This window comes from Kribbella sp. C-35, from assembly GCF_046549195.1.
Lineage (GTDB): Bacteria > Actinomycetota > Actinomycetes > Propionibacteriales > Kribbellaceae > Kribbella.
Window position 1 is genome coordinate 337,352 of record NZ_JAJPWG010000003.1, and the last position, 20,112, is coordinate 357,463.

Below are 20,112 nucleotides of genomic sequence, written 5' to 3' on the forward strand. Positions count from 1 at the left end.
GTTCGTCGGGTCCGGTCGGGCCTGTCACTATGTCCCGGTGGCATCAAGTCTGAGCGCGCGGCTGGCCCGGTTGCGCGTCGATCTGACTCCGTGGCGTGGTTCCCGCGATTTCCGCATCCTGCTGGTCGCCGGGTCGGTGTTCTTCCTCGGCGGCATGGTCGGGTACGTCGCCCTGCCGTACCAGCTCTATCAACTCACCGGATCGAACTTCGCGGTCGGCGCGATGGGCCTGGTGACGATCGTCCCGCTGGTCGTGTTCGGCCTGTACGGCGGTGCGCTCGCCGACCACGTCGAACGCCGCACCCTGCTCGTCGCCACCGGCCTCGCGCAGGTCGTGATCTCCGCGCTGATGGTCGCCAACACGCTCCTCCCGAACCCGCAGGTCTGGCTGATCTACGTCTGCGGCGCTTTGAACGCGATCGCCACCTCGCTGCAGCGGCCTTCGCGGGAAGCGCTCCTTCCGCGGGTGGTGAAGCACGAGGAGATCCCGGCCGCGGTCGCGCTGAGCTCCCTGACCTCGCAGATCGGCCAGCTCGCCGGCCCGGCGGTGGGCGGTGTCCTGGTCGGTTCGGTCGGCGTTACCTGGGCGTTCTCGGTCGAGTTGGCCGGCATCGTGTTCGCGACGCTGCTCTACGCCCGGCTCGGTTCGTACCGTGCCGGCGAGCACTCGACGGCGCCGAGCCTGCGGGCGATCGGCGGCGGAATCGTCTACGCGTTCCGGCGCAAGGACCTGCTGGCGACGTACCTGGTCGACATGGTCGGGATGTTCCTGGCGATGCCGATCGTGCTGTTCCCGGCGTTCGCGACGGACATCCTGAAGGAACCGAAGCTGCTCGGCCTGCTGTACAGCGCGGAGGCGATCGGGGCGATGTGCGCCAGCCTGACCAGCGGCTGGGCCAAACACGTCCACCACCAGGGCCGGGCGGTGGTGCTGGCCACGATCGGCTGGGGCGCCGCGGTCGGGATCGCCGGGCTGGCGCCGAACATCTGGTTCGCGATCGCGTTCTTCGCGGTGGCGGGCGCGGCCGACATGGTGTCGGTGCTGTTCCGTTCGGTGATCTGGAACCAGACGATCCCCGACGAGATGCGCGGCCGGCTGGCCGGGATCGAGATGCTCGGCTACTCGCTCGGCCCGCTCGGCGGTCAGGCCCGCTCCGGGCTGGTCGCCGACCTCACCACGGTCCGGACCTCGATCGTCAGCGGCGGTGTGCTGTGCGTCGCCGGCGTCATCGCCACGTCCGCCTGGTTGCGCGAGTTCTGGCGGTACGACGCCCGTACTGACGAACACGCGGTCCGCGAAAGGGAGCTCCGGACCGCGGGTTAAGGTTCGGGTCATCATGCGTATCCGTCGGGTAGTGACCGCCTCCGCGCTGACCGTCGTACTACTCGCGGGCTGTAGTGGCCCGGCGGACGAGAAGTCGCCGAGTGTGCCGCCGCTGGTGCCGATGAGCACACCACCGAGCTCGGAGACCCCGTCGCCGACGCCTTCGGTGACGCCGTCCGAGACGGCCAAGGCCGCGGACACGCTGTGCGTGCGGATGGACCCCACCTTGGTGCAGACGACGCTCGCGGTGCCGGTTGCGAACATCCAGCCCAAGGCGCCGCCGCCCGAGTTCGACATCCCGACGTACGACGTGTGTCAGTTCGCGCTCAGCACCAGCCCTAACGGACCGGTGCTGCGGGTCGGGGTGTCGGTGCTTCCGGCGACTCCGGCGATGCTGGCGGCGACTCAGAAGGCGTACGCCGCGCATCCGCGCGAGCCGGCCAAGCCCGTCAAGATCGGTCAGGGTGGGTACGGCACGAGCCAGTTCCTGGTGTTCCTGCTGGGCGGCAAGATGTACAAGCTCTCGGGGCCGCAGGCGACCCTCGCGAAGTACGTCGCACTCGGCCAGGAGGTCGTACGGCAGGCTCCCGGGCTGCCGGACGCCGATCGGCTGATCACGCGCCCCGATTGTGACCGCGGTACGGCGGCGGCCGAGAAGGTGCTGGGTGTACCGGCGATGGCTCGGCGCGACGGTCAGACCCTCGTCGGCGACCTGGTCTGCGGCTGGGTGACCTCGACGGGCGTGCTCTCGACCTCGGCACGCCGGGAGCCGGACGCCAAGGCCCTGATGGCCCCGATCCGCAAGGCCGCCACCTCGCAGTCGATCCCGCTCGGCGACGAGGGGTACGTCGACACCGCCACCGGCCGGACGACGATCCGCGTCGGCGACGACAAGATCGTCGACCTGGTCCCGCTCCCCGCCCGCAAGATCAACCCGGACCTGATGACCCAGTTCGCCCTCGCGATGGTCCCGCGCTACACCCGCTGATCGAGCGGGGTGAGGTAGCCGACCAGGGCCTGGTTGAGTTCGGTGATCCAGCGTTCGCGGTCGGTGGCGGGAGTGGAGACGATGGCGCCGAGCAGGGCGGCGAAGATCTGGGTGGCGACGGCCGCGGTGGTTTCGAGACGGTCCGCCGGCAGGTGGGGGTAGCGGGCGGCCAGGACCTCAGCGACGCGGCCGGTGACGGCCTTCTGAAGCGCGCGGGTCGGGGCGGTCAGCTTGTCCGGTAGGTCGCCGCTGCCGAACAGGGCCTTGAATCCTGGGTTCTCCAGGTTGACCTCGACCATCGGGCGGATCATCCGGTCGACCAGTTCGGGCAGCGGGAGTTGCGCCGTACCCGGGTCGAAGGCCTTCTGGTGTGCGGCGGCCAGTTCGCTGCGGTAGCGCTCCGCGAGCGCCTCGGCGAGGGCCTCCTTGTTCGCGAAGAACTGGTACAGCGTGCCCGGTGAGACGCCGGCCTGCTGGGCGATCGCGTTGGTGGTCGCCTTCGCGTACCCGGCCTCGGCGAACACCACCGCGGCCGCGTCCAGCAGCTGCACCATCCGCCGCTGCCCGCGCGCCTGGCGTCGCGGCTCCTCGGGCATGACGCGTCCTTCCGTTGACAAACACGAGTAAATGCTCGTATTTTCTGTATGCGAGCAACTGCTCGTGTTTCGTCATCCTACCCCCGCTCACCCGGAGGTCCGCCATGCCCGAAACCACCCCACTCAACCCGCTTAAACCTCCCGGTCCCGGTTTGCTCGAGCGGCTTGGTCGGCTGGTGGTTCGGCGCCGGCGTGTTGTCGCGTTCCTCTCGCTCGTCCTGACGGCGCTCGTGCTCGCGGTCGCGGCCGGTGCGCTGAACGCCCTCTCGCTGTCCCGGATCGCCGATCCGGCCGCGGAGTCGGATCGTGCCCGCCGGGTGCTCGCCGACCAGTTCCGAACCGGCCCGCCCAACCTCGCGTTCCTCGTGACGGCGGAGGCGGGCACCGTCGACGATCCCGCCGTACGCGCCGCTGGTGTTGGTCTGACCAACGAAATCGCCGGACAATCGAGAGTCGCCGAAGCGGCGTCGTACTGGTCCCGGGACGACAGCCCCGCCTTGCGGAGCAGGGATTCCCGGCAGGCGCTGATCCTCGTCCACGTGCCAGGCGAGGTGAATGAGGCGCGACAGCGGGTCGGCGAGCTCGCCGCGCAGTACGCCGGATCGCGCGACGGGATCACCGTACAGTCGGGCGGTCAGGACGAAGTGTTCCGCGAGATCGGGGCCCAGGCCCGCGCGGACTTCCTGCGCGCCGAGCTGGTCGTGATCCCGATGGTGCTCGGGTTGCTGATCGTCATCTATCGCAGAGTCTCGCCGGCCCTGCTGACGCTGGGGGTCGGGATCTTCGCGGTCGGCGGCGCGCTGGCCGGGCTGCGGGTGATCGCGGCGTTCACCGAGGTCTCGACGTTCGCCGCCAACCTCGCACTGGTGATGGGACTGGCGCTCGGTGTCGACTACTGCCTGTTCGTGATCGCGAGGTTCCGCGAGGAGCTCGCGGCCGGCGCCGAGGTCGACGACGCCGTGGTGACCGCGGTGCGCACGGCCGGGCGAACCGTCTTCTTCAGCGGCCTGACGGTCGCGGTCTCACTGCTGGCACTGCTGCTGTTCCCCCTGTCGTTCCTCCGGTCCTTCGGGTACGCCGGTTTTCTCGTTGTCCTGTCCGCGCTGATCGGCGCGCTCGTCATCCTCCCGGCGGCGCTGGCGCTCCTCGGCCGCCGGGCGGTCCGTCCCGTGTCGACCGGTTCCGGCTCCGGCCGCTGGGCAGCACTGGCGACCGCGGTGATGCGCCGCCCGGCACTCATCGGCGGCGCCGTCCTCGCGCTCATCCTGTTGCTCTCGTCACCCGCCTTGGGTCTGCGCCTCGGCCTGCCGGACGCCCGGATCCTCCCGGCGGAAGCGAGCAGCCGGATCATGGCGGACCAAGTGCGCCAGAACTTCGGCCAGGAGGAGTCCGATGCGCTGTACGTCGTGATGCCCGAGACGCCCGATCCGGCGCGGCTGACGCCGTACGCGAAGACCCTCGGTCAGCTCGACGGGGTGGCGCAGGTCGACACCTACGTCCGCAACGGCGGGGCGTACCTGACGGTCATCCCGACCGACGAGGTGCTCGAGGGAGACGTCGGGCAGTTCGTGGAACAGGTCCGTGCGGCTGAGGCGCCGTACCCGGCGATGATCGGTGGTTCGCCGGCCGAGATGTCGGATTGGCGGGCGGCACTCACCGAACGCATCCCGCTGGTGCTCGGGCTGATCCTGCTGCTCAGTGTGCTCGTCCTGTACGTCGCGACCGGCAGCGTGCTGCTGCCGTTGAAGGCGACCGTGCTGAACCTGCTCAGTCTCGCGGTGATGTTCGGCGTCATGGTGTGGGTGTTCCAGCACGGCAACCTGTCCGGAGTACTCGGATTCACCGCGACCGGCGTACTGGAGGCGAGTATGCCGACCCTCATGTTCTGCATCGTGTACGGACTGTCGATGGACTACGAGGTGTTCATCGTGTCGCGGATCCGGGAGGAGTACCTGCGGACCGGGGATACCGAGCAGGCGGTGGCGACCGGGCTGCAGCGATCGGCGCCGTTGGTCACGACCGCGGCCGCCGTGCTCGCGCTGTCGTTCGCGGTCTATGCGACCGGCGGGGTCGTCTACCTGAAGATGATCGGGGTCGGGATGGCCGTCGCGGTGCTCGTGGACGCGACGGCGATCCGGGGCGTGCTGTTGCCCGCGTTCATGAAGCTCGCCGGGCGGGCGAACTGGTGGAGTCCGATCAGCTGACCTTCGCGATCGTGGCGATGGCCTCGGTGATCTCGGTGGGGGTGCGGGCGGCGTAGCCGAGGACGAGGCCGGGGGCGTGCGGGAGTTGGCAGTGCCACGAGAGGGGATGGGTTTTCACGCCTGCTTCCAGGGCGGCTGCGGCCAGGGCGATGTCGTCTCCATCGTTGAAGGTGACGGTGAGATGCAGGCCGGCGGCTGCTCCGTGGATGGTTGCGGTGGGCAAGTGGTTGCGGATGGCGGTGACCATTGCGTCGCGGCGGGTGCGGTGCCGGCGGCGGAGGAAGCGGAGCTGGCGCTCGAGTTCGCCGGACTCCATCAGCGAGGCGAGGGTGAGCTGCGGGAGGCCGGCGTTGCCGAGGTCCGCGAGGCGCTTGCGGGCGATCAGTTCTTCCTTGTATTGCGGGGGTGCGAGCATCCAGCCGATCCGTAGCGCCGGGGCGAGCAGCTTGGACACGCTGCCGGCGTAGATGACCTGGTCGGGCAGCATCGCGCGGAGTGCCGGGACCGGCGGCCGGTCGTACCGGTGCTCGGCGTCGTAGTCGTCCTCGATGACCAGTCCGCCGTCCTTCGCCCACTGGATCAGTTCGCGACGACGTTCGCCGTCCAGTACGACGCCGGTCGGGAAGTGGTGCGCCGGTGTCACCATCACCGCCCTAGCGCCGGAGTTCCGCAGTACGTCGACCTGCAGCCCGCGATCGTCGACGGGGATCGGCGGGGTCCGCATGCCCCAGTTCTGCAGGTGCTGCCGGGAACCGAGCGAGCCGGGATCCTCGACCGCGATCTCGTGGATGCCGTGCCGGTCGAGCATCTGGGCCACGAGCCCGATCGCCTGGGCCACGCCGGCAACGATGATCAGGTCGTCCGGGTCCGCAGTGATCCCGCGGTACTGCGCCAGCCAGGCCGCGACCGCGCGTCGCAACGTCGGCGTACCCGCGGGGTCGCCGTACCCGAACTCCGCCGACTCCAGGTCCCCGAGCACCGCTCGCTCCGCGCGCAGCCAGGCGCTCCGCGGAAACGCCGCCAAGTCCGGCACCCCTGGCGTCAGATCGATCCGCGCCGGGGCCGCCCGCAGATTGTCGAAGATCTCGTCGTTCAGGTCTGGATAACGACAGGAGGTAGTCCCCGGTTTCTCCTCTTCTGGAGGAGCGCTAGGCGGGCGAAGAGGTGTGCGTAGACGACTACGTCCTGTCGTTCGGGCGGCGCCGATCGGCGCGGCGACGACGATGGTCCCGCGGCGACCGTGGGTGGAGACGTGGCCGTCTTCCGTCAGACGCTGGTACGACTCGGTGACCACGCCCCGGGAGAGGCCGAGGTCTGTGGCGAGGGTGCGGGTCGCGGGGAGGCGGGTGCCGACCGGGAGGTGACCGGTGGAGATCGCCGTCCGCAAACGGTCGGTGAGCCAGTCCGCGAGACCGCCGGGCGGTGCTTCGGCCGGGTCGAGCTGGAGGAAGTCCGCTCCGCCAATGGACCTGCCACTTATCGCCGGATTGGACCTGTTCACAGGACCATTGTGGCGCGACCTTGGAGGTATGGGAACCGACTACGTCCACGGCTACACCCCGGCGGAGACCCGCCGGCTGTCCGACCAGGCCGGCACGCTCGCCGACCTGCTGCACGGCGGCACCACCTATGCACCCGGCAGTCGCGTGCTGGAGGCCGGCTGCGGAGTGGGAGCGCAGACCGTTCAACTGGTCACGCGAAGCCCCGGCATCGACCTGGTCTCGATCGACATCTCCGAAGCATCGCTCGCCCAGGCCAAAGCCCGGGTCGCCGAACAGGCGCCGGACGCGACGGTCGACTGGCGGCACGCGGACCTCCACGACCTGTCCGGCGAGAAGTTCGACCACGTCTTCGTCTGCTTCGTCCTCGAGCACCTCCCTGACCCTGCCGCCGCGCTCACCGGACTCCGGGACCTCCTCAATCCCGGTGGCACCATCACGGTGATCGAAGGCGACCACGAGTCGGCCTTCTTCCACCCGCGCAGCGCACAGGCCCAAGCCGTCATCGACTGCCTCGTCGACCTGCAGGCTTCGGCGGGCGGCGACTCGCTGATCGGCCGTCGGCTCCAGCCGTTGCTCGAGCAGGCCGGGTACGACGACGTACAGGTCGGGCCACGCACCGTGTACGCCGACCAGAGCCTCCCGCAGCTCGTCGACGGCTTCACCCGCAAGACCTTCATCGCGATGGTCGAGTCCGTCCGCGACCGCGCGATCGCCGCCGGGATGCGGACCGAGGCCGAGTGGGCCGCGGGCATCCGCGACCTCGAGAAGTCCACCAGGCCCGGCGGCACCTTCCACTACACGTTCTTCAAAGGAGTGGGCAGGAGATGATGGTCGCCGATCTCAGGGCTTGTTCATGAACACCTGGTAAACAATGGGGTATGGCCCCCACCGAGCAGCTCGAGATCGAGACGAAGTACGACGTCGACGCGAGCGCGGCCCTGCCGGCGCTGCACGACTTGCCCGGGGTCGCGAGTGTCGCGCAGCCGGTCGAGCTCGACCTGGAGGCGGTGTACTACGACACCGCCGGCCTCGACCTGGCCGCTCACAAGGTGACGCTTCGCCGACGGACCGGTGGCGAGGACGACGGGTGGCACGTGAAGTTCCCGGGCTCGTCCGGTGGCCGGCTCGAGGTTCGGCATCCGCTCGGCCGGTCGGTGCGCAACGTGCCGATCGCGGTCGTCCGTACGGTCCGCGTGCATGTCCGCGACCAGCAGTTGGCGCCGGTCGTGACGCTGCAGACGCGACGGATCGTCCATCGGTTGCTCGATGCGGATGGCGGTGTCCTCGCGGAGCTTGCCGACGACCACGTGACCGCGACGGTCGCGGGCGGCGAGCCGGAGAGTTGGCGGGAGTGGGAGGTCGAGCTGGTCGACGGCGACAACCTGCTGCTCGAGGACGCGGGTGAGTTGCTCAAGGGCGCGGGTGCGCGTCCGGCGAGCGGTCCGAGCAAGCTGGCGCGGGCGCTCGGCGATCGCGTTCCGGCGTACGACTCCTTTGTCCTTCCGAAGAAGCCGCGGACGTCGGACGTGTTCCGCGCGTACGCCGGCGCGCAGGTGCAGGCGATCCGCGAACGGGACCCCGAGGTACGCCGGGACGTCCCGGACTCGATCCACAAATTCCGGGTCGCGACGCGGCGGTTGCGCTCGGCGCTGGCGACGTACCGCCCGGTGATCGATCGCGAGGCCGGCGACGTGCTGCGGGCCGAGTTGAAGTGGCTGGCCGGTGAGCTCGGGGCTGCCCGGGATGCTGAGGTGCAGCGTGAGCACTTCGCGGCGGAGGTTGCGGAGCAGCCGGTCGAGCTGGTGATGGGACGGGTCGCGGGACGGATCGACGATCACCTGCGGCGGGTCTATCGCGATGGGCGCGCGGGAGCGCTGGCCGCGTTGGAGAGTCCGCGGTACTTCCGGCTGCTGGATGCTTTGGACGAACTGATCGCGAAGCCGCCTGTGACGGGCGACGACCGGAAGGCGAGCAAGCAGATCGGCGAGCTGCTCGAACACGACTACCGGCGGATGCGCAAGGCGGTACGGCGTTCGCAACAGGCCGAGACCGTGGCGGAGCAGGACCACGAGCTGCACGAGGTACGAAAGTCGTCGAAGCGACTGCGGTACGCCGCGGAGTCCGCCGTACCCGTCCTCGCCGACGAAGCCGCGGACCTGGCCGCTCGCGCCGAGCAGGTCCAGGAGATCCTCGGCGAACACCAGGACTCGGTCGTCTCCCGCGAACTCCTCCACCACCTGGCCCTGGAGGTCTACGCCGAAGGCGGCAACCCCTTCACCTACGGCCGCCTCCACGCCACCGAAGAAGCCCGAGGCAACGCCTCCCGCGAAGCCTTCTACAAACTCTGGCCCACCCTCAAATTCCACCTGTAATACCCCCCGGACGTGCAAGACGGACCCGGGAGGGGACCGGGTCCGTCTTGTGGGGCGGGGGTGGGGCTGCCAGGCAGGTCCGCGTCGGTTCCGCAGGGCCTGCCTGACAGGTCTTTAGTGCTGCACCGCCTTCTCGGCGCCCGCGCCGGTGAGGGAGCGGACCTCCATTTCGGCGAAGCGGTCGACGTCGACCTGTTCCTTGCTGGTGATCGTGCCGAGCCAGCCGAGCAGGAACGCCAGCGGGATCGAGACGATGCCGGGGTTGTCCAGCGGGAACCAGTGGAAGTCGATGCCGGTGTCGGTGATCATCGACAGGCTCGCGCCGGTCTTCTTGTCGACCTTGCCGGAGACGACCGGGCTGAAGATGATCAGGATGATCGTCGAGGCCAGACCGCCGTAGATGCTCCACAGTGCGCCGCGGGTGTTGAAGCGCCGCCAGAACAGCGAGTACAGGATCGTCGGCAGGTTCGCACTCGCCGCGACCGCGAACGCCAGAGCCACCAGGAACGCGATGTTCTGACCGTTGGCGAAGATGCCGCCGACGATCGCGACGATGCCGATCACGACCGCGGTGTACCGCGCCACCCGGACCTCGCCGTCGCCGCTGATCTGGCCCTTCTTGATGATCTGCCCGTAGATGTCGTGTGCGAACGACGTACTCGCGGTGATCGTCAGACCGGCGACCACGGCCAGGATCGTCGCGAACGCGACCGCCGAGATCACGCCGAGCAGCACCTCACCACCGAGCTCGAAGGCGAGCAGCGGAGCGGCCGAGTTCGCCTTGCCGGGCGCGGCCTTGATGCGGTCCGGTCCGACGATCGCGGCAGCGCCGTACCCGAGGACCAGCGTGAACAGGTAGAAGATGCCGATGATCCAGATCGCCCAGCTGACACTGCGCCGTGCCTCCTTCGAGTCCGGCACCGTGTAGAACCGCATCAGCACGTGCGGCAGGCCGGCGGTGCCGAGCACCAGGGCGAGCGCGAGCGAGATGAAGTCCAGCTTGGTGACACCGGTGACGCCGTACTGGAGACCCGGGCTGAGCAGCTTCTCGCCGGCTGCCGGGCTCTTGTCGACGGCCGCACCGAGCAGGCCGGACAGGTTGAAGGTGTACTTCGCCAGCACCCAGATCGTCATGATTCCGGCACCGATGACCAGCAGCACGGCCTTGACGATCTGCACCCAGGTGGTGCCCTTCATGCCGCCGACCAGGACGTAGGTGATCATCAGGATCCCGACGACCGCGATCACGATGCTCTGCCCGGCCCGGTGACTCACCCCGAGCAGCAGAGCGACCAGACCCCCGGCGCCTGCCATCTGCGCCAGCAGGTAGAAGAAGCAGACGCCGAGGGTCGAGATCGCGGCCGCCATCCGGACCGGCCGCTGCTTGAGCCGGAACGACAGTACGTCGGCCATCGTGAAGCGGCCGGTGTTCCGGAGCAGCTCGGCGACCAGCAGCAAGGCGACCAGCCATGCCACCAGGAAGCCGATGGAGTACAGGAAGCCGTCGTACCCGTTCAGCGCGATCGCGCCGGCGATGCCGAGGAACGACGCGGCGGACAGGTAGTCGCCGGCGATCGCGATGCCGTTCTGCGGGCCGGTGAACGAGCGACCGCCGGCGTAGAAGTCGGCCGCGGTCTTGTTGTTGCGCGACGCCCGGAAGACGATCGCCAGCGTGGCCAGCACGAACAGCGCGAAGATCACGATGTTGACGGTCGGGTTACCGATATCCGTTGCCATCGGCAACATGAGCGGGGCGGTCACTGCGGTTCTCCCTCGATCTGGTGGCGCAGCTTCTCGGCGTCCGGGTCGATCCGGCGGTCCGCCCAGCGGACGTAGATCATCGTGATCGCGAACGTCGACACGAACTGCCCGAGGCCGAACAGCAGGGCCACGGTGATGTTGCCGCCGACCTTGTGCGACATGAAGCCGTGCGCGTAGTCGGCGAGCAGGACGTAGACGAAGTACCAGACCAGGAACAGCGCGGTCATCGGGAACACGAAGCGCCGGAACCGGCGACGCAGCTCGGAGAAGTCCGGTGACATCTGGACATCCTGGTACGTCGTCAGGTCGCCATCGCGCGTATCACTCATCGCGTGGACCTCCAGAGAGGGATCGAGCCGGGCGGATTGAGGCCGGCGAGGTTGCTGCGTCGTACTGTGGCCTGGGTCACGGGGGTCCCGACAGCACCGGCGCGCACCGGTCGCTCAGCGGAGCACACCAGTCGTTCGGTGGATCACTCAACTGCGGTGAGCGGTAGGAATCGCGCGACGAACGGTGTCACCGGGACGGTAGGCCTCGGTCCACATCGACGGCCTCAGGAGTATGCAGCCGGACCATACTGCGCGCTGTCCCGGCCGGGATGCGGTCCGGAGTGAGCTTCGAGACCACGATGACGGTGAGGAACGCGAGTGGCATCGTCCAGGCGGCCGGCTGGCCGACGAGCGCTCGTGGCCAACCGCCCTGGGGCGCGCCGGACACGTTCACGAGGGCGGCCGCGCTGGCCGCGATCCCGCCGACGATCAGGCCGGCCGCGGCGCCGGTCGTCGACATTCGCCGCCACCAGATCCCCAGCACCAGCAGGGGACAGAACGTCGACGCGGCCAACGCGAACGCGAGTCCCACGGTGTCGGCGAGGCTCAGCGCCCCGGTCACCGTGAACGCCAAGTACGGCACGATCATCGCGATCAGCGCCGCGATCCGGAAGCTGTTCACCGCGACGTAGTCACCACTGGTCCAGCGGTGCAACCGGCTCCGCAACAGGTCCTGGTCGATCACCCCGGCGATCGCGACAGTCAGCCCCGACGACGTCGACAGGAACGCCGCGAACGCCCCGGCCGCGACCAGTGCACCGAGCAGATCCCCTGTAGTACCAGGGAAAACTCGCCCGGGCAGCTCGAGTACGACGGTGTCTCCGCCCGCACCCACCAGGTCGGGCGCGAACATCCGCCCGAGTACGGCGTACATCGGTGGGAAGAGGTAGAACAGTCCGAGCAGTGCCAGTACGACGACCGTGGTACGCCGGGCCGCGCGGCCGTCGGGGTTCGTGTAGAAGCGGACCAGGACGTGCGGGAGCCCCATCGTCCCGAAACAAAGGGCCAGGAGCAACGAATAGGTCGCGTACAACGGGTGGTCGCGACTACCCGCGCGGGACAGCGGCTCGGCCCATTCGCCGGCCGCGCCGTGCAACGCGTCGAGGACGCCGACGGGCTGGTGCCAGACGAGCAGGATGACGAAGATCGGCGTCGCGAGCGCGGTCAGCTTGAGCCAGTACTGGAAGGCCTGCACGAACGTGATCGACCGCATCCCGCCGGCGGCCACGTTGATCACCACGATCACCGCGACGATCATCGCGCCCACCTGCGGCGGGGCGCCCGTGACGGTCTGGACGGCGAGGCCGGCGCCATGCAGTTGCGGCAGGAGGTAGAGCGTCCCGATACCGACAACGAGTCCGGCGCAGATCCGTCGTACGAGGGGGGACTCGAAGCGGGTCTCGGCGAAGTCGGGCAGCGTGTACGCACCGGACCGGCGCAGGGGAGCGGCGACCAGGACCAGCAGCATCAGGTAGCCGACGGTGTAGCCGACCGAGAACCACAGCATGTCGGCGCCGTTTACCAGCACCAGCCCGGCGACACCTAGGAACGACGCTGCGGACAGGTACTCGCCGCTGATCGCCGACGCGTTCCAGCGGGGGCTGACCGCGCGGCTGGCGACGTAGAAGTCGCTGGTGGTCCGCGAGATCCGCAGGCCGAACAGCCCGATCCCGATCGTTGCCAAGACCACCAAGCCGATAGCAGTCAGGCTGAGTGCCGGTGACACGCTATTGCCGCCCCACGAACTCGGTGAACTCTGTCTCGATCCGCTCCGCGTTCCGGACGTAGATGCGAGCGGCGACGTACACCACGGGGTAGATCAGGATGCCGAGGATCACCCACGGCAGCGGGAGGCCCAATACTGACAGCGTGCGGGTCGGCGGGACCAGCCAGAAGAGCAGCGGGATGCTGCCGAGCACGAGCACCACACTGCCGATGACGGCCAGCGTGAGCCGTAGCTGGGACTGGATCAGCGACTGCATGTAGACCTGGCCGAGACGGGTCTGCTCATCGATCTCGCGCGTACCGGTGGGCATGATCGGGCGCCGGGCCGCGCTGGTTCGCGGGCTGGTGACGCGGACCCTGCGTGGTCCTTCGGGCGTACTCATGTCATCTCAGGGACGTCGAACGGACCAGGAGGTCGCGGAGCTCGCGCGTGTGCCGCCGACTGACCGGGAGCCAGTCGTCACCGACGCGGACCGCACAGCGGCCGCCGTCCACGCGCATCTCGTCCACGTGCTGCAGAGCGACCAGGGTGCTCCGGTGGATCCGGGTGAAGCCTGCGTCCCGCCAGCGTTCTTCCAGTGTGCTGAGCGGGATGCGGACCAGGTGCGAGTTCTGGCCGGTGTGCAGGCGGGCGTAGTCGCCCTGTGCTTCGACGTACCGGACCGTGGAGCGCTGGACGAATCTGGTGACGCCGGCGAGCTCCACCGCGATCACCTCGTCGTCGGTCTCGTCTGGTGACGGCAGCGCGGGCGGCGCTCCTTGGGTGACCACGCGCTGGATCGCCTGGGACAGGCGTTCCGGCCGGACCGGTTTCATCACGTAGTCGGTGGCCTCCAGCTCGAACGCTGCCACCGCGTGCTCGTCGTACGCCGTGACGAAGACGATCTGCGGGCGGCTGGCGAACTTGGACAGCACCTTGGCCAGGTCGATGCCGTCCAGCCCGGGCATCTTGATGTCGCAGAACACCACGTCCAGGTCGCTGGCCTGCAGGATCTTCAGCGCGTCCGGTCCGTTGGTGGCCCTCCGGATCTCGCCGATCCGGGGGTCCTGCTCCAGCAGGTACACCAGTTCGGCCAGGGCGGGCCCCTCGTCGTCCGCCACCAGCGCGCGCAGGGGAGAGTCGGCCATGGCGTCACACTACGGTGACGCGTGGACTCAGGACAGCAGGTGCGGAGCGTGGTCGGGCCGATGTTCCCAGCGGAGTCGACTCGAGCCGAAGCCGGCGGCATGGACGCCGTCGTGGCCGAGCGGGCGCCGGCAGTAGTAGTACGGCGAGTAGAGGTCTCGGCAGGAGTCCAGGTATGGCGTGTAGGCGAACTCGAGGTCCAGCCGACTGTCACTGCTCATGAGGGTCGCTCTCGTGACGGATTACCTTTCCCTGCAGTATGGCCAGCGAGTTGTTGCCGATATGTTTCGCCGCGGTCACGAGTCTGCGCACGCCACAGTGACGGGAGCCGGGCCGTGGCCCTGCTCCCGTCGGTCTGCCCGGCTACTTGATCAGTCCGTGCGGGTCGAGCACGTACTTGCGTGCCGCGCCGTGATCGAACTCGCGGTAGCCCTCTGGCGCCTGGTCCAGCGGAATGACCGTGGCGTTCACGTTCTTCGCGATCTGCGTCCGGTCGTGCAGGATCGCCTGCATCAGCTGGCGGTTGTACCGCATGACGGGGCACTGACCGGTCGTGAACGCCAGCGACTTGGCCCATCCCAGGCCGAGCCGAAGCGACAGCGAACCGATCTTGGCGGCCTCGTCGGCCGCGCCGGGATCCCCGGTCACGTAGAGGCCCGGGATGCCGACCGCACCACCGGCCCGGGTGACGTCCATGACCGTGTTCAGTACAGTCGCCGGACGCTCCTGCCTGGCGTCCGAACCGTGACCGTGCGCCTCGAACCCGACCGCATCGACGGCCGCGTCGACCTCCGGCTCACCGAGGATCCGCTCGATCTGGTCCCTCGGCTCGCCCTCGGAGACGTCGATCGTCTCGCAGCCGAAGCTGCGGGCCTGTTCGAGCCGCTCCTTCTGCAGGTCGGCCACAATGACGACCGCCGCGCCGAGCAGGAACGCCGACGTCGCCGCCGCCAGACCGACCGGTCCGGCCCCGGCGATGTAGACGGTCGACCCGGGCCCGACGCCGGCGGTGACCGCGCCGTGGAACCCGGTCGGGAAGATGTCCGCGAGCATTGCCAGGTCACGGATCTTCTCGAGCGCCTGGTCCCGGTCCGGGAACTTCAGCAGGTTCCAGTCGGCGTACGGCACCAGCGCGTACTCCGCCTGGCCGCCGACCCAGCCGCCCATGTCGACATACCCGTACGCCGAACCCGGCCGGTCCGGGTTCACGTTCAGGCAGACGCCGGTCTTGCCCTCCTTGCAGTTGACACACCGCCCGCAGGCGATGTTGAACGGGACCGATACCAGGTCGCCGACCTTGATGAACTCGACGTCCCGGCCGACCTCGGCGACCTCACCGGTGATCTCGTGGCCGAGTGCGAGTCCAGGCGGTGCCGTCGTCCGGCCGCGGACCATGTGCTGGTCGCTGCCGCAGATGTTGCTGGCGAGCACCTTGAGGATCGCCCCGTGCGGGATCTGACGTCCCACGTTGGCCGGGTTGACTCCCGGTCCGTCCTTGAGCTCCAGGGTCGGGTAGTCGATCGTCTCGACCGCCACGTCGCCTGGGCCTTTGTAAATCACTGCCCTGTTGCCCGGCACGAGCGAATGCTCCTTCCAGGAGGCTCCACCGCAGATCGCCATGGAGCCGCGCGATTCCGCTACTGCGGGCCGCGACCGCCCAGAGAAGGCGGTCCAGTCGTCGCCTGCCCCGCCCAGGTGAATCCCGATCCACCGGCGAGGCTCCCCGCGGATGCGCAGGCCAACGCCATCAGGGATTACTTCCGACGCTAGTCCGCCGCGCAAGCACCGTCAACGCGAGACGGCGTGCACTCCTGAGGAGTATTTGGGGATCCGGAACGTCACCTTGGTTCCGGCGTCCACTGCGGTCTCCACGACCAGGCCGTACGTGTCGCCGTACACCTGCCGGAGCCGGGCGTCGACGTTGCCGAGGCCCACCGAGTCGCTGCCGGACTCGCCGGACAGGGCCGCCCGGATCACCTCCGGGTCGCTGCCGGCGCCGTCGTCCTCGACGCTGATCTCCGCCTCGTTGATCTGGTCGCGCGCGCGGATCGTGATGTTGCCGACCCCCGTCGTACCCTCCAGGCCGTGGCGTACGGCGTTCTCCACCAGGGGCTGGACGACCAGGAACGGGATGACCACCGGCAGCACCTCAGGAGCGATCTGCAGCGACACCTTGAGCCTGTCGCCGAAGCGGGCCTGCTCCAGTACCAGGTAGCGCTCCACGTTGCGCAGCTCGTCCGCCAGCGTGGTGAACTCGCCGCCACGCCGCAGGGCGTAGCGGGAGAAGTCAGCAAACTCCAGGAGCAGCTCACGCGCCCGCTCGGGGTCAGTGCGTACGAACGACGCTATGGCGGCTAGAGCGTTGTAAATGAAGTGCGGGCTGATCTGTGCGCGTAGTGCGCGCAGCTCCGCCTCCATGGCACGGGTGCGCTCCTTGTTGAGCTCTGCGAGCTCTACCTGACCAGAGACCCACCTGGCGACCTCCTCGGTCGCTCTGACGAGTGCTGCGGAGGTGTTGTTGCTGTACGCGACCAGTACGGCGACCACGCGCTCCTCGGTGACGATCGGCGTGACGACCGCCGTACGGATCGGGCATTGCGGGTCGCCGCACGCTACGTCATGCGCGCCGAGTACCGCCGTACGGCCGGAGCGGAGTGTCGGTGCGGCGAGGTCCTTGGCGTCGCGGCGGTGGTTGCTCTCGTACGGTCCGCCTACGCCGTCCCACGCCAGTACGCCGGAGGAGTCGCAGATCGCGATGGCCGCCGTACCCAGGAGGTCTCTCAGATGGCGGCTGGCCTTGCCGGCGGCGGCAGGTGTCAGGCCCTCACGCAGGTGCGGGCTGGCCAACGAGGCGGTATGCAGGGTCGCATACGTCGCCTTGTCGGCCGGAGTCCCGAAATGCTTCCGCCGTCGCGCGAACACCCCCTGACGGTAACCGCTCAGCCCTCCGCGCGCGGCCTGAACGCCTCCAGCGCCTCCGTGTCGGAGTAGTTGTGCAGCAGGTACTCCGCGACCCAGTCAGTACGACCCGGGTACGTCGACTCGCTCTCGATCCGGGCTGCAGCTTCGGTCGCGTCAAGCGGTGCACGCCGCAGTTGTACGCCGTCCTCGGTCAGGAGCGCCCAGCTCGGACCGGGAGCGCCGTACGGCATCCCCACGCTGCCGGCGTTCACCACCAGCCGCCGATCGACCTGCCGGGCGAACGGCATGTGCGTATGCCCGCAGACGACGGTCCTGACCTCATCTGGCAGCCCCGTGAACACCTCCGCCCACCGGGAGATCGGGCTGTCCACCAGCACCATCTCCTCGTCGTCGCGCGGAGTGGCGTGACAGAACAGCACGTCCCCGATCGTCACGGTCGTAGGCAGTCCGGCCAGCAGCTCAACCTGGTCCGGCCGCAACTGTGCTGCAGCCCAAGGACTCACCGCATCCGGCGGCTCGCCGTCGTACGTCCCCCGAGCCATCTCCACAAGCTCCCGGTCCGCGTTACCGCGCACCCACACCACCCGCTCGCCCAGCCCTGTAAGCACATCCAACGTCTCCACGGGCTGCGGCCCACTCGCGATGTCCCCAGCTAGCACGATCAGCTCGGCCTGCTGTGCATCTGCCAGCACCGCCTCCAGCGCAGGCAGCACGCCATGAATGTCAGCCAGAACGGCAACCGTCGTCATAGCCGCAGTCTGCCGCGTAGACCCTTGTAGTGAAGGGATATCTGCTCAGAGCAGATCACCGGGCGAAATCGATCTGCTTGGCGGTGACGATCCCGGTCGCGCGTTCGCACGCTGCGGTGGCGAGGGAACAACGCACGACTGTGCTCTTCGTGTTCGGATCCTGACCGCCGCCGGCCACCACCGCGACCATCAGCAGATCCTGCTCGTCCTCTGCGACGGCCTCGTAGAAACAGCCACTCCACTGGTGCTGTACGGCGCCGGTCCGCGAGTCCAGCGCGGTAATGATGTTGCTGCAGTAGCTGTCGCCGTACGCCGGTGTACCGATCGCAACGGCGCCATCGGGGGTGAAGCCGGTGACCCGGTAGTCGCAGGTCTTGAATCGCTTCTTGCCGGTGGCGATCTCGATGACTGTGGAGCAGCCGTCGCCGCTGCTGTTCGCAGGCAGTGCAGACGCCAGGCGGCCGTCCTGCGAGACAGCCATCGCGTCTCCGGCGACTGTCTTCACCAGTACGGCCTTTGCTGCGCCCGGCGTCCAGGCGTACAGCTTCAACGTCGTCTCGGCGCCCTTGACGGAAGCTTTGTAGTAGATCGTGTCCTTCGTGTAGGCGAGCACATAGATGCTCTGGACATCCGGGAGCTCCAGGGACTTCTCCGAGGCGCCGTCGTCCGCGTAGAGCGTCGCGCCGTACGTCTGCTGTCCGACGACCACTGCTGGGGTGGTCGCGTACGCCACGGCCGATTGGTCCGCCGTCCCAGCCAGCGTCATGACATGCGGCGTACGGCGAACCACTGCGCCGGTGGAGCTGACCTTGAGCAAGTCGCCGCCGGAGGTCGTCGCGAGCACGCTGGTGCCCAGGCGGGCGACCTCCATGAGGCTGCCGCTGCTAGGGACCTTCAGCTCCTTCCCGGCGCCGAGCACCGTGCGGTCGAAGCGATAGGCCAGCTGCGGATCCCGGCCCTGCGTCAGCTTGGCGGCCTCGAGAGCAACCGGACCGGAGGGGATCTGGGGTGTCGTCGACGCAGACCTCGGCGTGCGCGACGGCTTGGGTGTCGGCGTCTGGATGGGCACTACGACCGGGGTCGTGCTGAGCACCGGGGCCGGCGTGGGTGACGGAGTAGGGCTCGGGGCGCCGCCTAGTGGTGCGGCGATGGTTGAGGACGCTGGCTTGGGGCCCTGGCGGTAGGCGAGGCCTCCGCCGGCGGCGACAGCAGCCACAGCGGTGATCGCCACAACGGCGATCAGACGGCCAATGCCGTGTCGCATCGGCGGAGTCGTCACGTCAGGCGCCGATCAGCAGCTGGCCCTTGGCGAGCGGAGTGGCGAGCTCGCAGGCGCCGGTGGAGATGGTGCAGCGGACGATCGATGCCGGAGTCTCGTCGCCGTCGTCGGCCAGCAGTAGTACGTGCTGGTCGTCCTCGGGGACCGCCTGCCGGAACACACCGGACCATTCGTGCAGCAGGGTGCCGTTCTTCGCGTCCAGAACCACGGCGATCCCGTCGCCGTACCCGTCCTGGTACTTCGACCCGGCGATGACGGTGGCACCGTCCGGCGTGAAGCCGGTGATCATGTAGTCGCAGGTGCGCCACAGCCGCTTGCCGGCCGGCACCGTGAGGAGGCTGCTGCAGCTGCTCTGGTCCGACAGTGTGGTCAGCGAACCCGCCGTACTCGCACTGGACACAGCCAGTGCGTTCGGGATGCTCTTGAGTACGGCGGCCTTCGACTCGCCGGGCGTCCACTCGTACAACGTCGACGGCCCGTCCTGTGTGGTGGAGGCGTCGAAGTAGATCTTGCCGTCGACGTAGGCCTCCAGCGTGGTGTTCCAGATGTCCGGAACGATGATCTTCTGGACGCCGCCCTGTCCCTCGGCCTGCTCGGCGTAGATGGTCGCACCGGCGGTCTCCTCACCGGTGTCCTTCCGCTTCGTGCCGGCGTACGCCGCGGCGTTGCCGTCGTCTGTGGTGACGATCTGGGTGACGTCCGGCGTCCGACGGGTGACGTTGCCCTCGCTGTCCAGGGTCAGCATCTCGTTGCCGAAGCCCTTGGTGACCACCGCGAGCGCCGACCCGCCGACGCGGGCGACCTCCTGGATGTCCGTGGTGCCGGGGACCTTCACGTCCTCGCCGGCTCCGCCGCGGATGGTCCGGCCGCTCAGATAGGTGATCTGCGGTGTCCGGCCCGGGTTGAGCTTCTTGAGGTCGATCTTGGTCTTGACGGGGCCGGACGGCGTGCTCGCCGGGGTCGACGGCTTGGAGGAGGGCGTCCCGGTCGGCTTCGACGTGTTGGTGGTGCTCTTCGTCGGGGTGCTCGCCACCGGCGACGGGGAGCTGGACAGGGGAGCCGCGTCGGCTTCCGCGTTGGCCTGCGGGCCTTGGCGCCAGGCGAGGGCTCCGCCGCCCGTGACGGCGGCGACGGCAACAGCTGCGACGAGGGCGACCAGGCGGCCGTTCTGCACTCGCATCGGCGATCTCCTCAAACAATTCACGGTCAGGTCATGGTCAGGTCACGGTTACGGA

General features: G+C 68.7%; 18 protein-coding genes. 5 read left to right on the forward strand and 13 right to left on the reverse strand.

Translation table 11 applies throughout. The annotated features are described in order from the left end of the window. Positions 1 to 37: 37 nt before the first annotated feature. Both ACLJOO_RS21565 and ACLJOO_RS21570 read left to right on the forward strand, forming a co-directional pair. On the forward strand, positions 38 to 1,324 hold the full coding sequence (locus ACLJOO_RS21565; RefSeq protein ID WP_410789046.1) for an MFS transporter: 1,287 nt from the start codon (positions 38 to 40) through the stop codon (positions 1,322 to 1,324). A 13-nt stretch (positions 1,325 to 1,337) separates the two neighbouring features. Continuing rightward, on the forward strand, positions 1,338 to 2,312 hold the full coding sequence (locus tag ACLJOO_RS21570; RefSeq protein WP_410789047.1) for a hypothetical protein: 975 nt from the start codon (positions 1,338 to 1,340) through the stop codon (positions 2,310 to 2,312). On the opposite strand, the gene ACLJOO_RS21575 is transcribed toward ACLJOO_RS21570, so the two are convergent. After that, the gene (locus ACLJOO_RS21575) at positions 2,300 to 2,908 is read right to left on the reverse strand and encodes a TetR/AcrR family transcriptional regulator (protein WP_410789049.1); all 609 of its coding nucleotides are present in this window, start codon (positions 2,906 to 2,908) and stop codon (positions 2,300 to 2,302) included. The two genes, ACLJOO_RS21570 and ACLJOO_RS21575, sit on opposite strands and share 13 nt — an antisense overlap. Before the next feature lie 176 nt (positions 2,909 to 3,084). On the opposite strand from ACLJOO_RS21575, the gene ACLJOO_RS21580 reads away from it, so the two are divergent. Continuing rightward, positions 3,085 to 5,112, forward strand: coding sequence for an MMPL family transporter (locus ACLJOO_RS21580; protein ID WP_410789050.1), 2,028 nt, complete (start codon positions 3,085 to 3,087; stop codon positions 5,110 to 5,112). On the opposite strand, the gene ACLJOO_RS21585 is transcribed toward ACLJOO_RS21580, so the two are convergent. Further along, a complete protein-coding gene (locus ACLJOO_RS21585) occupies positions 5,105 to 6,613 on the reverse strand; it encodes a PLP-dependent aminotransferase family protein (RefSeq protein WP_410789051.1) in 1,509 nt (502 codons plus the stop codon). The genes ACLJOO_RS21580 and ACLJOO_RS21585 overlap by 8 nt on opposite strands. A gap of 28 nt (positions 6,614 to 6,641) precedes the next feature. Here ACLJOO_RS21585 and ACLJOO_RS21590 point away from each other — a divergent pair, with 28 nt between their 5' ends. Further along, entirely contained in the window at positions 6,642 to 7,442 is an 801-nt protein-coding gene (locus tag ACLJOO_RS21590) for a methyltransferase (RefSeq protein ID WP_410789052.1), read from the forward strand. Between the two features lie 50 nt (positions 7,443 to 7,492). After that, the gene (locus tag ACLJOO_RS21595) at positions 7,493 to 8,986 is read left to right on the forward strand and encodes a CHAD domain-containing protein (RefSeq protein WP_410789053.1); all 1,494 of its coding nucleotides are present in this window, start codon (positions 7,493 to 7,495) and stop codon (positions 8,984 to 8,986) included. A 114-nt stretch (positions 8,987 to 9,100) separates the two neighbouring features. On the opposite strand, the gene ACLJOO_RS21600 is transcribed toward ACLJOO_RS21595, so the two are convergent. The 11 genes from ACLJOO_RS21600 to ACLJOO_RS21650 form a co-directional block, all read right to left on the reverse strand. Then, positions 9,101 to 10,732, reverse strand: a complete 1,632-nt coding sequence (locus ACLJOO_RS21600; protein ID WP_410789949.1) for a cation acetate symporter — start codon at positions 10,730 to 10,732, stop codon at positions 9,101 to 9,103. Between the two features lie 11 nt (positions 10,733 to 10,743). Continuing rightward, entirely contained in the window at positions 10,744 to 11,076 is a 333-nt protein-coding gene (locus ACLJOO_RS21605) for a DUF485 domain-containing protein (RefSeq protein WP_410789054.1), read from the reverse strand. 187 nt (positions 11,077 to 11,263) lie between these two features. After that, a complete protein-coding gene (locus tag ACLJOO_RS21610) occupies positions 11,264 to 12,766 on the reverse strand; it encodes a cation acetate symporter (RefSeq protein WP_410789055.1) in 1,503 nt (500 codons plus the stop codon). Between the two features lie 37 nt (positions 12,767 to 12,803). After that, complete coding sequence (locus tag ACLJOO_RS21615; RefSeq protein WP_410789056.1) at positions 12,804 to 13,184, reverse strand: hypothetical protein; 381 nt, start codon at positions 13,182 to 13,184, stop codon at positions 12,804 to 12,806. 1 nt (position 13,185) lies between these two features. Next, the gene (locus ACLJOO_RS21620) at positions 13,186 to 13,929 is read right to left on the reverse strand and encodes a LytR/AlgR family response regulator transcription factor (RefSeq protein WP_410789057.1); all 744 of its coding nucleotides are present in this window, start codon (positions 13,927 to 13,929) and stop codon (positions 13,186 to 13,188) included. 27 nt (positions 13,930 to 13,956) lie between these two features. Next, positions 13,957 to 14,148 (reverse strand): hypothetical protein, encoded by a 192-nt coding sequence (locus tag ACLJOO_RS21625; RefSeq protein ID WP_410789058.1) that lies wholly within the window; start codon positions 14,146 to 14,148, stop codon positions 13,957 to 13,959. Positions 14,149 to 14,290: 142 nt separating this feature from the next. After that, a complete protein-coding gene (fdhA, locus tag ACLJOO_RS21630; RefSeq protein WP_410789059.1) occupies positions 14,291 to 15,505 on the reverse strand; it encodes a formaldehyde dehydrogenase, glutathione-independent in 1,215 nt (404 codons plus the stop codon). A 210-nt stretch (positions 15,506 to 15,715) separates the two neighbouring features. Then, positions 15,716 to 16,849, reverse strand: a complete 1,134-nt coding sequence (locus ACLJOO_RS21635) for a histidine kinase (RefSeq protein ID WP_410789060.1) — start codon at positions 16,847 to 16,849, stop codon at positions 15,716 to 15,718. 17 nt (positions 16,850 to 16,866) lie between these two features. Continuing rightward, entirely contained in the window at positions 16,867 to 17,598 is a 732-nt protein-coding gene (locus ACLJOO_RS21640) for a metallophosphoesterase family protein (protein WP_410789061.1), read from the reverse strand. A 55-nt stretch (positions 17,599 to 17,653) separates the two neighbouring features. Beyond that, positions 17,654 to 18,862 carry a hypothetical protein gene (locus ACLJOO_RS21645; RefSeq protein ID WP_410789062.1) on the reverse strand — a complete coding sequence of 403 codons (1,209 nt, stop codon included), beginning with the start codon at positions 18,860 to 18,862 and terminating at the stop codon, positions 17,654 to 17,656. Positions 18,863 to 18,878: 16 nt separating this feature from the next. Further along, on the reverse strand, positions 18,879 to 20,057 hold the full coding sequence (locus tag ACLJOO_RS21650; protein WP_410789063.1) for a hypothetical protein: 1,179 nt from the start codon (positions 20,055 to 20,057) through the stop codon (positions 18,879 to 18,881). Between the last annotated feature and the right edge of the window lie 55 nt (positions 20,058 to 20,112).

Excerpts from the sequence above, each read along its gene's own strand:
- ACLJOO_RS21570 (WP_410789047.1), top strand. The coding sequence starts at position 1,338 with ATGCGTATCCGTCGGGTAGTGACCGCCTCCGCGCTGACCGTCGTACTA.
- ACLJOO_RS21575 (WP_410789049.1), bottom strand. The coding sequence starts at position 2,908 with ATGCCCGAGGAGCCGCGACGCCAGGCGCGCGGGCAGCGGCGGATGGTG.
- ACLJOO_RS21590 (WP_410789052.1), top strand. The coding sequence starts at position 6,642 with ATGGGAACCGACTACGTCCACGGCTACACCCCGGCGGAGACCCGCCGG.
- ACLJOO_RS21595 (WP_410789053.1), top strand. The coding sequence starts at position 7,493 with ATGGCCCCCACCGAGCAGCTCGAGATCGAGACGAAGTACGACGTCGAC.
- ACLJOO_RS21600 (WP_410789949.1), bottom strand. The coding sequence starts at position 10,732 with ATGTTGCCGATGGCAACGGATATCGGTAACCCGACCGTCAACATCGTG.
- ACLJOO_RS21605 (WP_410789054.1), bottom strand. The coding sequence starts at position 11,076 with ATGAGTGATACGCGCGATGGCGACCTGACGACGTACCAGGATGTCCAG.
- ACLJOO_RS21615 (WP_410789056.1), bottom strand. The coding sequence starts at position 13,184 with ATGAGTACGCCCGAAGGACCACGCAGGGTCCGCGTCACCAGCCCGCGA.
- ACLJOO_RS21620 (WP_410789057.1), bottom strand. The coding sequence starts at position 13,929 with ATGGCCGACTCTCCCCTGCGCGCGCTGGTGGCGGACGACGAGGGGCCC.
- ACLJOO_RS21625 (WP_410789058.1), bottom strand. The coding sequence starts at position 14,148 with ATGAGCAGTGACAGTCGGCTGGACCTCGAGTTCGCCTACACGCCATAC.
- ACLJOO_RS21640 (WP_410789061.1), bottom strand. The coding sequence starts at position 17,598 with ATGACGACGGTTGCCGTTCTGGCTGACATTCATGGCGTGCTGCCTGCG.
- ACLJOO_RS21645 (WP_410789062.1), bottom strand. The coding sequence starts at position 18,862 with ATGCGACACGGCATTGGCCGTCTGATCGCCGTTGTGGCGATCACCGCT.
- ACLJOO_RS21650 (WP_410789063.1), bottom strand. The coding sequence starts at position 20,057 with ATGCGAGTGCAGAACGGCCGCCTGGTCGCCCTCGTCGCAGCTGTTGCC.